This is a genomic window from Candidatus Accumulibacter sp. ACC003 (assembly GCF_907163085.1).
GTDB lineage: Bacteria > Pseudomonadota > Gammaproteobacteria > Burkholderiales > Rhodocyclaceae > Accumulibacter.
In genome coordinates this window covers 305,217-320,763 of the sequence record NZ_CAJQTX010000004.1, presented here as the reverse complement: position 1 = coordinate 320,763, position 15,547 = coordinate 305,217, and the positions used below count along the sequence as shown (strand labels likewise).

Annotated in this window: 12 protein-coding genes and 1 pseudogene; 6 read left to right on the top strand and 7 right to left on the bottom strand. The window is 63.1% G+C overall.

Annotated features, from left to right (window positions below):
- Positions 1 to 45: 45 nt before the first annotated feature.
- The 4 genes from cysD to rlmB all read left to right on the top strand — a co-directional run bounded on the left by cysD (position 46) and on the right by rlmB (position 4,306).
- Positions 46 to 966: a sulfate adenylyltransferase subunit CysD gene (cysD, locus tag QZ656_RS08390; protein ID WP_291992960.1), complete on the top strand. Its 921-nt coding sequence runs from the start codon at positions 46 to 48 to the stop codon at positions 964 to 966.
- On the top strand, positions 966 to 2,255 hold the full coding sequence (locus QZ656_RS08385) for a GTP-binding protein (RefSeq protein WP_291992959.1): 1,290 nt from the start codon (positions 966 to 968) through the stop codon (positions 2,253 to 2,255). Before cysD ends, QZ656_RS08385 begins: the two co-directional genes overlap by 1 nt.
- 129 nt (positions 2,256 to 2,384) lie before the next feature.
- The gene (locus QZ656_RS08380; RefSeq protein ID WP_291992958.1) at positions 2,385 to 3,512 is read left to right on the top strand and encodes a carboxysome shell carbonic anhydrase domain-containg protein; all 1,128 of its coding nucleotides are present in this window, start codon (positions 2,385 to 2,387) and stop codon (positions 3,510 to 3,512) included.
- Positions 3,513 to 3,544: 32 nt separating this feature from the next.
- Positions 3,545 to 4,306, top strand: a complete 762-nt coding sequence (gene rlmB / locus QZ656_RS08375) for a 23S rRNA (guanosine(2251)-2'-O)-methyltransferase RlmB (RefSeq protein ID WP_291992957.1) — start codon at positions 3,545 to 3,547, stop codon at positions 4,304 to 4,306.
- A 78-nt stretch (positions 4,307 to 4,384) separates the two neighbouring features.
- Here rlmB and QZ656_RS08370 read toward each other — a convergent pair whose 3' ends face one another.
- From QZ656_RS08370 to QZ656_RS24080, 7 genes and pseudogenes are all read right to left on the bottom strand, one after another.
- The gene (locus tag QZ656_RS08370; RefSeq protein WP_291992956.1) at positions 4,385 to 6,646 is read right to left on the bottom strand and encodes a polysaccharide biosynthesis tyrosine autokinase; all 2,262 of its coding nucleotides are present in this window, start codon (positions 6,644 to 6,646) and stop codon (positions 4,385 to 4,387) included.
- 141 nt (positions 6,647 to 6,787) lie between these two features.
- Positions 6,788 to 7,987: a polysaccharide biosynthesis/export family protein gene (locus tag QZ656_RS08365; RefSeq protein WP_291992955.1), complete on the bottom strand. Its 1,200-nt coding sequence runs from the start codon at positions 7,985 to 7,987 to the stop codon at positions 6,788 to 6,790.
- A gap of 302 nt (positions 7,988 to 8,289) precedes the next feature.
- Positions 8,290 to 8,730: a low molecular weight protein-tyrosine-phosphatase gene (locus tag QZ656_RS08360; RefSeq protein ID WP_291992954.1), complete on the bottom strand. Its 441-nt coding sequence runs from the start codon at positions 8,728 to 8,730 to the stop codon at positions 8,290 to 8,292.
- 12 nt (positions 8,731 to 8,742) lie between these two features.
- Positions 8,743 to 10,275, bottom strand: a complete 1,533-nt coding sequence (locus QZ656_RS08355; protein WP_291992953.1) for an MraY family glycosyltransferase — start codon at positions 10,273 to 10,275, stop codon at positions 8,743 to 8,745.
- A 173-nt stretch (positions 10,276 to 10,448) separates the two neighbouring features.
- Positions 10,449 to 11,315, bottom strand: a complete 867-nt coding sequence (locus tag QZ656_RS08350; RefSeq protein ID WP_291992952.1) for an NF038130 family PEP-CTERM protein — start codon at positions 11,313 to 11,315, stop codon at positions 10,449 to 10,451.
- Between the two features lie 486 nt (positions 11,316 to 11,801).
- Positions 11,802 to 12,092 (bottom strand): GIY-YIG nuclease family protein, encoded by a 291-nt coding sequence (locus QZ656_RS08345; RefSeq protein WP_291993223.1) that lies wholly within the window; start codon positions 12,090 to 12,092, stop codon positions 11,802 to 11,804.
- A gap of 2,025 nt (positions 12,093 to 14,117) precedes the next feature.
- A pseudogene (locus tag QZ656_RS24080) lies at positions 14,118 to 14,216 on the bottom strand (AbrB/MazE/SpoVT family DNA-binding domain-containing protein); the annotation flags it as partial.
- Positions 14,217 to 14,580: 364 nt separating this feature from the next.
- Here QZ656_RS24080 and QZ656_RS08335 point away from each other — a divergent pair.
- A complete protein-coding gene (locus QZ656_RS08335) occupies positions 14,581 to 15,093 on the top strand; it encodes a putative toxin-antitoxin system toxin component, PIN family (protein ID WP_291992951.1) in 513 nt (170 codons plus the stop codon).
- Positions 15,090 to 15,329, top strand: coding sequence for a toxin-antitoxin system HicB family antitoxin (locus QZ656_RS08330; RefSeq protein ID WP_291992950.1), 240 nt, complete (start codon positions 15,090 to 15,092; stop codon positions 15,327 to 15,329). Before QZ656_RS08335 ends, QZ656_RS08330 begins: the two co-directional genes overlap by 4 nt.
- Positions 15,330 to 15,547 lie beyond the last annotated feature (218 nt).

The following is a 15,547-nucleotide window of genomic DNA, read 5'->3' as shown; positions in this document are numbered from 1 at the left end:
GCCCAAAAATCATTCGATGAATCACATGAATCACACAGGTCAATCATGAGCACCGCCGCACTCTCCAGCGTCACCCTGTCCCATCTCGACTGGCTCGAATCCGAGGCCATCCACATCATGCGCGAGGTCGCCGGCCAGTGCAGCAACCCGGTCCTGCTGTTCTCCGGCGGCAAGGACTCGATCTGCATGCTGCGCATCGCCGAAAAAGCGTTCCGGCCGGGCCGCTTTCCTTTTCCGCTGCTGCACATCGACACCGGCCACAACTACCGCGAGGTCACCGAATTCCGCGACCGTGCCGCCGCCGAACTCGGCGAACGACTGATCGTCCGTTCGCTCGAAGATTCGATGGCGCGCGGCACGGTGGTCCTCAAGTCGGCCGACGAACCGCGCAATAAACACCAGTCGGTGACGCTGCTCGAAGCAATCGAGGAATTCGGTTTCGACGCCTGCCTGGGCGGTGCGCGCCGCGACGAGGAGAAGGCCCGCGCCAAGGAACGGATCTTTTCCTTCCGCGACGAATTCGGCCAGTGGGACCCGAAGAACCAGCGCCCCGAACTGTGGGATCTCTACAACGCGCGCAGCTTCAAGGGCGAGAATATGCGCGTCTTCCCGATCTCGAACTGGACCGAAATCGACGTCTGGCAGTACATCGAGCGCGAGAAGCTGGCCTTGCCGTCGATCTACTTCGCGCATCGCCGGCCGATCGTTCGCCGTGCCGGCGGCCTGCTACCGGTCACCGAGGTGACGCCGGTCAGGGCCGGCGACACCGTCGAGAACCTGATGGTCCGCTTTCGCACCGTCGGCGACATCACCTGCACCGCGCCGGTCGAATCCGACGCCGACAGCGTCGCGGCGATCATCGCCGAAACGGCAATCACGACGATCACCGAGCGCGGCGCGACTCGCCTCGACGACCAGACCTCGGACGCATCGATGGAACAACGCAAGAAAGAAGGCTATTTCTGATGTCGGCAATCGAAAAACTCCCCCTCGCCGCGCTCCCGGACAACGGCCTGCTGCGCTTTCTCACCTGCGGCAGCGTCGATGACGGCAAGAGCACGCTGATTGGCCGCCTGCTCTTCGACAGCAAGACGATTCTCGCCGACACCCTGCACGCCATGCAGCGAACGTCGGAAAAACGCGGCCTCGACGTCGTCGACCTGTCGCTGCTGACCGACGGCCTGCAGGCCGAGCGCGAACAGGGAATCACCATCGACGTCGCCTATCGCTACTTCACCACCGGCACGCGCAAATACATCATCGCCGACGCGCCGGGACACGAGCAGTACACCCGCAACATGGTCACCGCGGCGTCGACCGCCGACCTGGCGATCATCCTCATCGACGCCCGCAAGGGCGTACTCGCACAGACCCGCCGGCACTCGTACCTGGCGCACCTGCTCGGAATTCCGCGCGTCGTCGTGGCGGTCAACAAGATGGACCTGGTCGACTACTCGGTGGAAGTTTTCGAGCGCATCAAGGCCGACTACCTGGCTTTTGCCGGCAAACTCGGAATCAACGAGCTGCGCTTCATGCCGATGTCGGCGCTGCGCGGCGACATGATCGTCGACCGCGGCGACCGCCTGCCGTGGTACGACGGGCCGACGCTGTTCGAGATGCTCGAGACGACGCCGGCAATCCATGGCGCACACGCCGAGAAGTTTCGCTTCCCGGTGCAATACGTCTGCCGGCCGCAGGATTCGAGCAACCCGGAACTGCACGACTATCGCGGTTTCATGGGTCGCGTCGAATCCGGCGAACTGGCGATCGGCGACGCCGTCACGGTCTTGCCGTCGGGGCTGGAAACGCGCGTCAAGGACATCCAGGTGCTCGGCGAGTCGCTGCCTGGCGCCGTCGCCGAACAGTCGGTGACGATCCTGCTCGACGATGAGATCGACATTTCGCGCGGCGACATGATCGTCAAGACCGGTGAGTTACCACAGGTCAGCAAGAAGATCGAGGCGATGCTGTGCTGGCTGTCGGAGTTGCCGCTCGACCCGCGCCGCAAGTACCTCATTCGCCACACCACGCGCGACAGCAAGGCGATGCTCGCCGGCATCGCTTTCCGCGTCGACATCAACAGCATGGAGCAACAGCCTGCCGAACGGCTGGCGATGAACGATATCGCGCGCGTCAGCTTCAAGCTGGCGCAGCCGATCTTTGCCGACTCTTACGCGGACAGCCGCGGCACCGGCGCCTTCATCGTCATCGACGAGTCGTCGAACAACACCGTCGGCGCCGGCATGATCGTCTGAGCGGCGGCTGGCGGCGGCGGCCTCGGGCAAGCCGCTGCTGGCCAACCTTCCGGCGCCGCGTTTGACGCGCTCGCCGACGGCGGCGATACTGGCCCTCGGTCTCCTTCAGCCAGAGGTTCTGCCGCCGCCATGGACATCCACGCCAAGCCGATTGCCGAGCGCATTGACTGGCTGTTCGGCCTCGCCGAACGCCACGGCGCGATTTTCCGCAGCGCCGAAGCGTGGCTGGCACGCGAGCGCTACCTCGCCGAGCACCCGACGGCGATCGCCGTCCTCAAGTGCATGGACGGCCGCATCAACATCCCGGTGGCGACCAATACGCCGGTCGGCCTGCTGATGCCTTTCAGGAATCTCGGCGGCATCTTCGACCTCGGCTGGCCGCACCTCGGCGAAGTCCTCGCGCACCACGTACAGCGCGTCGTCAGCGCCGGTCGGCACGTCGTTTTTCTGGTCACCTACCACTACTCGCAGGGCGAGCCGCGGCGCGGTTGCGCCGGCTTCGCGTACGACACCGCGGCGGCGATCGCCCATACCTACGAGATCCGCCAGCAGGTCGAGCATATCTTTGGCAGCAATCACGCCACCGTCTACCCGCTGGTTTGCGGTTTCGAAACCGACGAAGATGCGCTGGTCATCCACGGCACGGGCGGCGACAAGCTGCACCTGGCGACGCTCGGCGCCGCCGACCGGGCGACGCTGCCGCTGCGCCTCGCGGCGCTGCTGCCGGACATGCCGGCACGCATGCGCGACGATCTGCTGCCCCTGCTGTACGGCAACCTCGAACACATCGAGGGCGTGCGCGCGCAGATTCGCAGTGGCCAACGCTTGCTCGACATCGAACACCGCGAGTGGATGATCTGCCTCGGCCGCGGCTTCGACTTCCTGCACACGCCGAACGTCGCGCTGATCATCGGCCCCTACAGTCCCAACCTCGACGTACCGATCCGCAAGGCCGCGGCAATCATCGAAGCCAACATGCAGCGCGGCCGCATTCCGGACGACGGATTTCTGCTGCTGGCGTCGGTACCCTACGACGAAATCGGCGTTGACCGCGCGCGCGCCGAGCTCAAATCGCGCTTCCTGTCCAAATTCGCCGCCGACGTCATTGGCGCCGACTTTCCGCGCCTCGGCGAGCAGATGCGAATCCGCACGGCGGTGCTCGACTGGCGCTCAAGGACTCTCGAAGCGATCGCCGCCGAGCGCCAGGTGGCGTTGCCTATCACGCCTGGCACCGACGGGCGCGCCGCAAGCTGTTAGAATCGGCGGCTCTTTCCAGCGGCTACCCGTCCATGTCCCAGCAGTCACGCCTGATTTTCGGTTTTCATTCGACGCTCGCCAAGTTGCGCCACGACCCTGGCGCCATACGCGAGATCTACATCGACGCCGGTCGCCACGACGCGCGCGTTCGTGACCTCGTTCGGCACGCCGAATTCGCGACGGTGCGCGTGCTGCCGGTAGACGCCGCCCGCCTGCAGGCGATCGCTCCCGGCGCCAAGCACCAGGGAGTGATCGCCACGGTCGACGCGACGCAGCGCCACGTGGCGCTCGACGACGTTCTCGATACGCTCGACGAACCCCCTTTCCTGCTCGTTCTCGACGGCATCCAGGATCCGCACAACCTCGGCGCCTGCCTGCGCGTCGCCGACGCCGTCGGCGCGCACGCGGTCATCGCCCCCAAGGACCGCGCCGTCGGCCTGACGCAGAGCGCCGTCAAGGTCGCCAGTGGCGCCGCCGAAACGGTCCCCTACATCACGGTCACCAATCTCGCGCGCAGCCTGCGCGAAATGAAGGAACGTGGCATCTGGATCATCGGCACCGACGACGAAGCGCCGACCGATCTCTACAGTGCGCAGTGGCCGGTGGCGTGCGCCTGGGTACTCGGCGCCGAAGGCGACGGGCTGCGCCGCCTGACGCGCGAGACCTGCGATCAACTGGTGAGCATCCCGATGCTCGGCAGCGTCGCCAGCCTCAACGTTTCGGTCGCCACCGGCGTCTGCCTGTACGAAGCCAGGCGGCGCATCGGCGGCCAGCCGGCAAGCTCGGCCGACTAGGAAGTCATCGTCGGACGGCCCGACGCCTGGCGGTGCAGCCGCCGCGCGGTCGCGCGCCGACCGCCACTGACTGACCGCCTAGCCCTTGTACGAATACCGGTATACGTAACCCTTGTAGCCGTAGCGGTAACTCTGACGACTGACGTCGAGATCGTTGAAGACAAAACCCTTGACCTCGACGCCGGCCTGATTGAGACGCTTGACGGCTTGCTCGAGCTCGCGAATCGGGTGCTTGCCCGAGCGCGCAACCATCAGCGTCGCGCCGACATGCCGGCCAATGATCGCCGCGTCGGAAACCGCCAGAACCGGCGGCGCATCGACGATCACGGTGTCAAAACTCGCGCCGAGCTCGCTGAGCAGCGCCGAAAAACGCTCGTGCATCAGCAATTCCGACGGATTGGGCGGAATCTGGCCGGTGCTGACCACCCACAGGTTGGGCAGCGCAGTAGCCTTGATGATGTCATCGAGCGAAGCCTGCCCGGCAACGTACTCGGAAACGCCGAGCGCCCGCGGCAGACCGAACTGCTTGTGGATATGGCCGCGCCGCAAGTCGGCGTCGAGGATCAGGACGCGCTTGCCAACCTGGGCGAGGACGGCACCCAGGTTAATGGAAATGAAACTCTTGCCGAGGCCCGGGCTAGAGCCGGTGATCAGCAGCGAGTTTCGCCTGGCGTCGAGGAGCGCGAAATGCAAGGTCGTTCGCAGGCCACGCAAGCTCTCGACCGCATCGTCTTCCGGATAGGCCACCGCCAAAAGCTCAGCTGCGCCCGATCGAGCCTTGCGCTGCAATTCCAGCTCGGCCTTGCTGTGCGGCACCGTCGCATAGACCGGCAAGCCCAGTTGCGCCTCGATGACTTCCGGGTCTTCGACGACCACCCGCAAGGAGCGCAGCAACCAGATCACGACCAGGCTGAACAGCAAGCCCAGCAGCAGGGCAATAGCGAGGATGGCCACCGGCTTGGCGCCAACGGGTTTGCGCGCAACGGCCGCGGCGTCGATGATGCGCACGTCGCCTACCGTGCCGGCCTTGGAGACGCGCAACTGCTGCGCGGTGTTGAGCAGCTCGGTGTACAGATTGGTCGATACTTCGACATCGCGAGCGAGGCGCAGCACGGTCTGCTGGGTATCGGGCAAGGCGGCGACGTCGCGCTCGAAGGACTTGCGACGCTCCGCGAGACGCTGCAATTTATCGTCCACTGCCTGAATCCTCGGATGCTCGGCGGTGAACTGCTGGCGCAGCTCGTCACGCTCCTGCTTGAGCAGGACCGCGGCGTTCTCGACCTCGACCATCGACTTCAGGACACTCTGCGTCTCGAGGCTCAGGTCGAGCGAGCCGCGGCTCTGGCGATAGTTGTTGTACGCGGCTTCGGCGCTATCGAGTTGCGTCTTGAGCGCCGGCAACTGCGTTTCGAGGAACTGCAGCGTCTTCTCGGCTTCGGCCGAACGCCGTTCGACGTTCTGGCGAACGTAGGTGTTCATGATGTCGTCGAGAACGACGCCGATCCGTGCCGGATCCGGACCCAGCAGGCTGAGCTCCAGGATCGACGATTTCTTGCCGGCCTCCTTGACCGAGTAGGCCTTGCGCAAATCATCCACGGCCGTTTCGGCCGAGAGTTTCCGTAGACGGAACTGCGTCCCCGGTCGCGCCGTCAGCTGCGCGACAAAAATCGAGTAATCCTGGCCGCTGGCGCGCTCTCCCACCCGACCCTGCAGAAGCAGCTGCTGATCGTCGTCGAAGACTTCGAAAGCGCCTCGCTCGCCAGCAATCAGCGTCAGGTCGAGGTCGAGAGCGGCATCGGGAACGGTCAGCGAATCGACCTGGATCGTTTCGCCTCCCCAGGCGAAACTCGTCAGGCCGAACCACGGCGAATTCGGTTCGCTGCCGTCGTAGCGCCGGGCGATGGCGCCGCCGAGCAGCGGCAAGGTTCGCGGTAGCGCAACGATGTCGAGCTTGAGCTTGTTGACCACCCGCCCGAGGACCATCCTCGAAGTCAGGATTTCCAGCTCGGCAGACACCGTGGTGTCGTCACCGAGCAGCGGTTGCAAGGCTTTCAAGGAACCCATCCCGGAGCTTTTCTCCTCGACCTGCAAGAGGCCGTCGGCCCGGTACACGGGCTTGGCGATGAACACCCAGGCCAGGCCCAGGACCAGAGCCAAGAGGCTGATGGCGGCAATCAGCCAGCGGTAGTCCATCAGCACAGCGATAATTTCGCCAAGTGCCAAGCCCTCGTCGTCATCGTCCGGGGAAATTTGCTGCATCGATTGCGCTGGCGTCTGGGCGCCCGTCCGGCGCGCAAGCTCGGCTTCGTTGAAAGAGGGTTTCGACTGCTCGTTATCCATTGATCATCCGTTGTGGCATTCGCCAGTGGTCTGGCTGAGCGGCTAAGCGTCCTGGGCAGATTGCGGCGCTCCCGGCGCTAAAGCGCGAGAGTTCCGGGCGAAGGATGATGTCGTTCATCGCCAATCGCCCGCTCCGAAATCTCAGTAAGGAGGTTGTTTGCCGCCGAAGAGCGGGTACTGCGTCTGGCTGGTCAGATTGAGCATCGTCGCCGTCGGCAGGATGTTGGCGATGACGCGCTGCCAGCGAACGACAGCCGCCGCGTCGACGTAGATCACGTCGCGCGGCCGCAGCGGAAAGCGATCGGCGAGCAACATCGCGTCGGGCAGACGGGAATCGAGATGGAAGAGTTCGGGCGTCTCGGTATCGCCGCGCATCACGTAAATCCAGCGCGGGTCGGACGTCGTCTGACTGATGTAACCGGCGTCACTGAGCGCCTCGGCGAGCGTCGCGCGTTTCTTGTTCATCACGTACGAGCCCGGCCTGAGCACTTCGCCGAGAACGAAGAGCTTGTTGTAGCTGCGATCGGCGACGTTGACGATGTCGCCGCTTTCGAGCAGCGCGTTCTGCGCCGTCGCACCATAATCGTACATCGCCTGGATATCGACCAGATAGGTCGTACCGCGACGCGTCAGCAGGACGCGGCTATAGTCCGCCTCGGGTGTGAAACCGCCGGCGCGGTTGACCGCCTCGAGGACAGTCATCGGGATATCGGTCACTTGCTGGATTCCCGGCTTGGCTACTTCGCCAACGACATACACCTGCTGGCTACGGAAAGCGACCATCCGCACGTCGAGCTGGATCTTTTCGATGTACTTGGCGAGCTTTTCCGACAGGATCACGCGGACCTGGCTGGTCGTCTTGCCCTGAACCTTGATCACCCCGGCGTAGGGAAAATAGATCGTTCCGTCGTCGGCGATGACGGTGCCGGCCTGCTCGGCGGTACGGAAGCTACCGGCCGGGATGGTCAGTTCGGGGTGATCCCAGACGATCACCGAAATGATATCGCCAGGACCCAGCCTGTACTCGGGAACTCGCCCGGCTTCGCCGGCGCCGGCCCGCGGCTCGTCCTTGCCGGCGGCGCGGGCAGTGCGCGTGCCATCGCCAATCGGCGGCCGCGCGGTCTTGAACATGTCGATGATCAATTGCGCGGTGATCGGTTTGATCTTGACGTTGGCTGGCGCCAGGGCATCGCCCTGCTGAACCGGCAGCATGACCGCGGACTCGTCGCGGTCGCTATAACTCTGATTGCCGGGAACGAGCGCGCAGCCAGCCAATGCGCTCGCGGCAAGGCCAATCAGGAGGCGCCGGATCCACCCCGGCACGGTAAACGACAAATTCATTCAGAAACCCTCATTTTTATTCGATCCTGCTCGTGCTGACGGCCACCGGAGTCTAGGCGCAGCGCAGTCTACATCGGCAGCGGCACTGCCGCAAACACGCTCACGTCTCCAGGAGCCAGCAAGGTCCCGCCATGCGGGGAGCCTTCCGGCGCGCACGGCGAAAACGCTCAAACCATCTCCAGAATCGCTAAAACGCGAGATGCGTGCGTCGCGGACGCAACTTACACGCTCGCAGCTAGACCTGCCGGCGCGTTTCCATAGGCTCTATTTATTTCACGGCTACGAACACCCGCGCGCCGCTCTCACCCGAGCTTGTCGACCCAGGGCTCGACGGCCTCCTCGATCAGGCGAAGCGCTTCGGCGTGCGCGGCATCGCCGCGCCGAAAGGGGTCGGGAATCTCGGTGTTCGTCCAGTGCCCGAGCAGGAAAGTCTTGCCGCGGGCCGTGGGGTCCATCGCCAACACCGCGTCGCGATGGTGCTTCTCCATGACCAGAACCAGTTCGGCCCAACGTAAACGCTCGGGTGTCAGCTGGCAGGCTCGATGCGTGCTGAGGTCGACACCACGCGACTGCATCATCGTGCTGGTAGTCTCCTCGGCTGGATGATTGACCAGCGCGCCGATGCCGGCTGAACGCGCATCAAATCGTCGGCCGGCCTTATCAGCGCGTTGGCGCAGAAGAAACTCGGCGGCCGGGCTGCGGCAGATGTTGCCGGTACAAACGGTGAGAATCCTGTTGAACATCTCGACTTGCCCTTAAGCCGGCGGCAGGCTGACTTCAAAGCCGAAAGCGTCGCTGCGCCCTGGACCACCGCCGCGCTCCATTGAATAGATCAAGGTGCTGTACATACGGCGACGGTCACGACTTCGCTGATTGCCGTTGGTGGCAGCCGTCAGCGAGCGGCTACGCGGCTCGTTCTCGCACTTGCGGCGCATGAAGAGGCGCACCTCGACGCCTTTCTGGCGAGCCAGATGCTTCTTGAGCGCTACGGCTTGACGATGAATTTGGCCAATCAAGCGCTCGTCGCCACTGACCGGAAAATGGACGACGCAGTAGGTATCACAGCCATCGGTCGTCGAGCGATCTGTCTGGTACACGCTGATCTGATAATCATGGCCACTGTTCAATTTCTCGGCTATCGAGCCCAGCAATTCAGGGAACTGCTGCTTGCGAAAGTGGCCAACGAAAATGCCACAGTGCTCGCTCGACGGCAGCCCAAGGGACTGATTGACTCGACGCAAAAGGGGCACCAGGCGCCATGGCCGTACGGTCACCAGGAAATAAGTAGCGAAAGCGCCGAGAAACAGCCCGAACATCAGGTATTGCGGAACGCCAAGCAGCAGACCGCCGACGCCGACGAGGCCAAAAACGAGTTGTCCGAACGCGGCGAGAGCGACGATGTCGCAGACCCTGTAGCCGGCACGAACGAACAGGTGATGAAAGTGGTGACGGTCGGCCCGGAACGGCGACTTGCCGAGCCACATACGCCGCAGCATGACGCCGACGGTATCCATCAGCGGCATGGCAAACAGCCACAAGGCGGTTACCGGCGTCATCGCCGGCGACACCCCCTGCGAGAGGGCAATAAACAGCCAGGCCAAAACGAAACCCAGCACCATGCTGCCGTTATCGCCGAGAAAAACGCGCGCCCGAGCGTTGCCGGGGTAGCGCAAGTTGTAATAGAGGAATCCAACAACACCGCCCATCAAGGCGACGATCAGAACCACATAATTCGCGCGGCCAGCAAGGCCGGCGACGACGCCCGTCAGCGCCAGGCTGACCAGACTCGCCGATCCAGACAGCCCATCAATGCCATCGGTCATATTGAGCGCGTTGATCAGACCGACGGTGGCAAAAATCGTCAGCGGTACCGCGAGCAGACCCAGATCGAAGCTCACGCCGGGCAGCAGCTCGCCAAAAGACGCGAGTTTGACGCCGCCGAAGAAAATCATGACCAAAGCGGCCAATGCTTGAACGACGAAGCGTAGCTTGAAGCTGAGCTGCCAGATATCATCGGCGAGGCCGGTCAGGAAGAGAGCCAGCGCACCGACCATAAGGCCCCACAGCGGCATCAGGACAAAACTACTGAACAGCGGATCGATCAGCACGAACAGGCTCAGGAGAACGGCAATGATGCCGATACCACCGACGAAGGGCGTACTCACCTCGTGCAGCTTGTGCCCACCGGGTTGGTCCATTATCCCCAGGCGACTCGCGGCAGCCATTGCCAAGCGGATCGCCGTACCCGAGATCACCAGGCACACAGAAAACACCACTGCCAGTTCCACGGCCCCCTCCACTGACTGCCCCAGCCACGAAGACCGAACAGCAATTTAGCCCGGCTTCAACCCAGCGTCACGCATCCCCGCCACCCCACATCGACGCCACACCAGAAGAGCCCTTGCGGGCTCTCCCTGCACATCCCGCCAGCGCTTTCGCGCCAAAGCCTTCCCCGTTTTGATCAGGCCCGGCGGCGGCGGCCGAGGCACAGGCCGAGCAGACCGATGCCGAACAAGGCCAGCGATTCAGGCTCTGGAATGTGCACATCGTAGTTTCCTGAGTAGGAGCGATATTTAAACGCAACAGGAACGGTGACCCCATTGATTTTCGTGGTATCGCTGCCAAACGCGTAGACCCCGGAATTGGTCGGCGCAAAGCCGAACAGGTAATCGACGTGGCCGGCAAGATCGACCTTGACGACTTCGCTCGCGCCAGCGCCACTCTTTACGGGCACACCGAAAACGTTGCTCAGGAACAGCGACGCGTCCAGGATCCCGGCCAGGCCAATATGCACCGCGTGAGTGCCGTCCAGGTCGACGTAAGAGATGTTCGGATCGCTCAGCAGTCGCCATGGCGCGAGGTTCCCGAGCTGGGCATTCGGTGCATAGAACTGAAGCAGCGCGGCGCTCATCTGAGTGATACTCAGCGTACCCATGCCAATCGACGTGGCGGCGCCCTGGATGTAGCGCTTATCGAGCCCAGATTGCCAATCGCCCAGCACCAAGCTGCTCAAACTGATCGGCTTGCCCGCAAAATTGCCGCTCATGGTCGTGATCTGAGGAACGTTGAGCAGCCCACCGAACTTGTTCAGCTCGACGTTGCCACCGGGCGCTCCTGCGCTGCCTTGCAGCGCCGTGCTCGCCGCCGCATAGCCTGCGTTGCCGGTGTAGAGCGTGTTGTTCAATATTCCCGGCGTGGTGACATTCTCCCAAACACCATAACTGCCGACAATGCTCATCAGGCTCATCGGAACGGCCGCTGCACCGGTCGACGCCGCCATGGCCAGAACGGCCAAGGCTATCTTTGTCTTGTTGCTAAATTCATTCATCTGAGACTCCTGCGACATTGAAAGCCAGTCCACTCGGGAAGCCGGCTGATGGGGGGTTTAATAGGCGCTTGACAAGTCGTGCCTTCCGGACATTTGACCACTCTAACAACCGCGAAAACCCGACTCATTTTGAGGCGAGCAATAATCATACCAGAATATAGATGTGCTTTCGAAACAATCATTTAAAAGCATTAGATTATTCTATGCCCGACGGAGTGTAAAAAAAACCGACACCAACGACGCTCGGGAAGCATGCATTCATAGCGCAGGCAGCGCGGCACAAGGGTCGCGCCGGGAAAGTCGGTCGGTGAGATAAGACCGCCGGCGTATACCCATGAATTTCTTCACAAACTTCGCAACGACGACCTGCCGCCAACAGCCCTGGATTCACCAACGCGCTCCGCAATCTCCGCCTCGCCCAGCGACGCGCACACGATTCTCACAGCGGGGAGCATAGTGAAGCCATATTCAGGGTAGCACTGCCCGTCAAATAATGCGACTGTACAAATCCAGCCACCGCGGATTCATCGAGTCGATCAACTGAAGCTTCTTTGCCCGAGATCCCGCTTTGATCTGCTTTTCACGGCTTATCGCGGACAACATTGACTCATGTAGTTCGTAGTACACCAGCATGTGCACGCCATACCGCCGCGTAAACCCTTCGACCTGATCCTGCCTGTGCTGCCAAGCGCGCCGCAGCAAATTCGAGCTCACACCAACGTACAGCGTCCCGTTCCGCCGATTGGCCAGAATGTATACCGCAGGCTGCCGTTCCACATGCGCCCCCTTCAAGGACCGCCACCGCACGGAGCGCAGCGACGCGGCAGTCCAGTAGCCGCCGCCGACCGCCCCGCCGACTCCACCGCTGCGAACTTCCTGGATTGCTTCACTGCGTTCGCAATGACGGGCTGGGGCGCTGGATGCAGCACGGCATTCGCCATGACGACCGGCACCGTTGAGGGTTTTGCCACGTGCGCAAAGCCCGCCCGGCCAGCCCACCCCAACACCGTTAAGCACCCGTCACTGCGAGGAGCGAAGCGACGCGGCAGTCCAGTAGCCGCCTCCGGCCGCGCCGCCGACTCCGCCGCGGCAAACTTCCTGGATTGCTTCACTGCGTTCGCAATGACGGGCTGGGGCGCTGGATGCTTCACACCATTCGCCATGACGACCGGCGCCGTCGATGGCTGCACCGCGTGCGCAAAGAGCATCTGGCCAACCCGCCCCGACATCATAAACCACCGTCACTGCGAGGAGCGAAGCGACGCGGCAGTCCAGTAGCCGCCGCCGACCGCCCCGCCGACTCCGCCGCGGCGAACTTCCTGGATTGCTTCACTGCGTTCGCAATGACGGGCTGGGGCGCTGGATGCAGCACGGCATTCGCCATGACGACCGGCCCGGCGCCGTCGAGTACCTCGCCGCGTGCGCAAAGAGCACCTAGCCAACCCGCCCCGACATCATAAACCACCGTCACTGCGAGGAGCAAAGCGACGCGGCAGTCCAGTAGTCGCCGCCGACCGCCCCGCCGACTCCACCGCTGCGAACTTCCTGGATTGCTTCACTGCGTTCGCAATGACGGGCTGGGGCGCTGGATGCTTCACACCATTCGCCATGACGACCGGTGCCGTTGAGGGTTTTGCCGCGTGCGCAAAGAGCACCTGGCCAACCCGCCCCGACATCATGAACCACCGTCACTGCGAGGAGCGAAGCGACGCGGCAGTCCAGTAGCCGCCGCCGACCGCCCCGGCCGACTCCGCCGCGGCGAACTTCCTGGATTGCTTCACTGCGTTCGCAATGACGGGCTGGGGCGCTGGTTGCTTCACGCCATTCGCCATGACGACCGGCCCGGCGCCGTCGAGTACCTCGCCGCGTGCGCAAAGAGCACCTGGCCAACCCGCCCCGACATCATAAACCACCGTCACTGCGAGGAGCGTAGCGACGCGGCAGTCCAGTAGCCACCGCCGACCGCCCCGCCGACTCCACCGCGGCAAACTTCCTGGATTGCTTCACTGCGTTCGCAATGACGGGCTGGGGCGCCGGTTGCAGCACGGTATTCGCCGCGACGACCGGCGCCGTTGAGGGCTTCGCCGCGTGCGCAAAGAGCACCTGGCCAACCCGCCCCGACATCATGAACCACCGTCACTGCGAGGAGCGTAGCGATGCGGCAGTCCAGTAGTCGCCTCCGACCGCCCCGCTAACTCCGCCGCTGCAAACTTCCTGGATTGCTTCACTGCGTTCGCAATGACGGGCTGGGGCGCTGGTTGCTTCACGCCATTCGCCACGGCGACCCGCACCGTTGAGGGTTTTGCCACGTGCGCAAAGACTGCCTGGCTCACGCCCCCACACCGTCACTGCGCGTGAGCGAAGCGACACGGCAGTCGGGTAGCCCACGCGCCCGTTAACCACCGTCACTGCGAGGAGCGTAGCGATGCGGCAGTCCAGTAGTCGCCTCCGACCGCCCCGCCGACTCCGCCGCGGCAAATTTCCTGGATTGCTTCACTGCGTTCGCAATGACGGGCTGGGGCGCTGGATGCAGCACGGTATTCGCCAAGGCGACCGGCGCCGTCGATGGCTGCACCGCGTGCGCAAAGAGCACCTGGCCAACCCGCCCCGACATTATGAACCACCGTCACTGCGAGGAGCGAAGCGACGTGGCAGTCCAGTAGCCGCCTCCGACCGCCCCGCTGACTCCGCCGCGGCAAACTTCCTGGATTGCTTCACTGCGTTCGCAATGACGGCTCAGCGCGCTGGATGCAGCACGCCATTCGCCAGGACGACCGGCGTCGCCGAATCGCACGCCTGCTCGACGAATTCGATCCGATCGCCACTGCCCAGGCCCATGCGTCGCCTCACATCCGCCGGAATCGTCACCTGCCCTTTGCTGGTCATCACCGCCCTTGCCACACTCGCCACCCCTTACTTTATAGACGTTGGCTTACTTTATGGTGAGCGCAAGCAAACAGCAAGGCGGCGTCATTCAGAGTCCAACTGCTCATACCGCCTTGACGTCCAGACCGGTCCCGGCAGCGCTTCTCGACCCCAAGGACCTGCCCTACGAGCGCCCGATCGGCATGCCCATCGCCCAACAAATCGGTCCCCTACCCACCGACGCAAGCCGCACAAGACTGTACGAGCCCGATTCATCGGGCGATAGCCCCTCGCAGCCGTGAAAACGCAAACTGACGATGTCGCGGTTGGCAAGCACACGGTCCACGCCTAGCACCCGCAGCCCGACTCATTTTCTACCGATGGCTGTTGACTCCGGCCTTTGCGCAGACTACCGGTTCTTCTTGCACAAAACTTCAACGGGCGTGATACTTGGTTACATCTGCACTACCAACATACCGGTGCAAGCATTGTGCGTGTGGTTCTCGACACATCCGTCTTGGTCGCTGCTGCTCGTTCACGCAATGGCGCCAGTTTTCAACTGCTCTCGATGCTGCCGAGTAGAGACTTTGAGATCGCGCTGACGGTGGCCCTGTACACCGAGTGGCAAGCCGTCCTGACCCGCGCCGAGCACCTGCCACCCGGCGCAAGTGCCGACGTCGCGCTGGGCTTCGTGCGCTATCTGGCAACGATCGCTCACTTGCAGGATGTGTATTTCTTGTGGCGACCTTTTCTGCGAGACCCAGACGATGACATGGTGCTGGAGTGTGCGGTATCGTCCGGCAGTGAATACCTCGTCACGCACAACATGAAGGATTTTCGCCGCGTGGCAGAATTGAAGATCCAAGCGATCACGCCGGGCGATTTTTTGCAGCTGCTGAGGAGAAAAACATGACTGCGCTGACAGTTCGTCTGCCCAACTCTGTTCACCAGAAAGTCAAGGAACTCGCTGCGCGCGATGAGATTTCCGTAAACCAATTCATCGCCAGCGCGGTGTCAGAAAAGATGGCGTCGTTGATGACGCTCGATTTCCTCAGAGCGGAAGCCGCCAAAGGCCAGCGCAGCGATTTTGAGCGCTACCTGGGAATGGTACCAAACGCGCCCGCGCTTCCTGGCGATGAGGCCCCTTGATACCAGGCGTGAGGGCGCGCTGTGGCGCACAGCGAACGAGCATTCCAGGAAATGCGCAAGCCGTACACCGGCAACCGTCTCCGATCACCCCGCCGGCTCCGCCGCTGCGTACCCCTGGATTGCTTCGCTTTGCTCGCAATGACGGGGCTCGGCGCCGTGGAGCACCGTCACTGCGAGGAGCGAAGCGACGCGGCAGTCCAGTAGTCGCCGCCGACCGC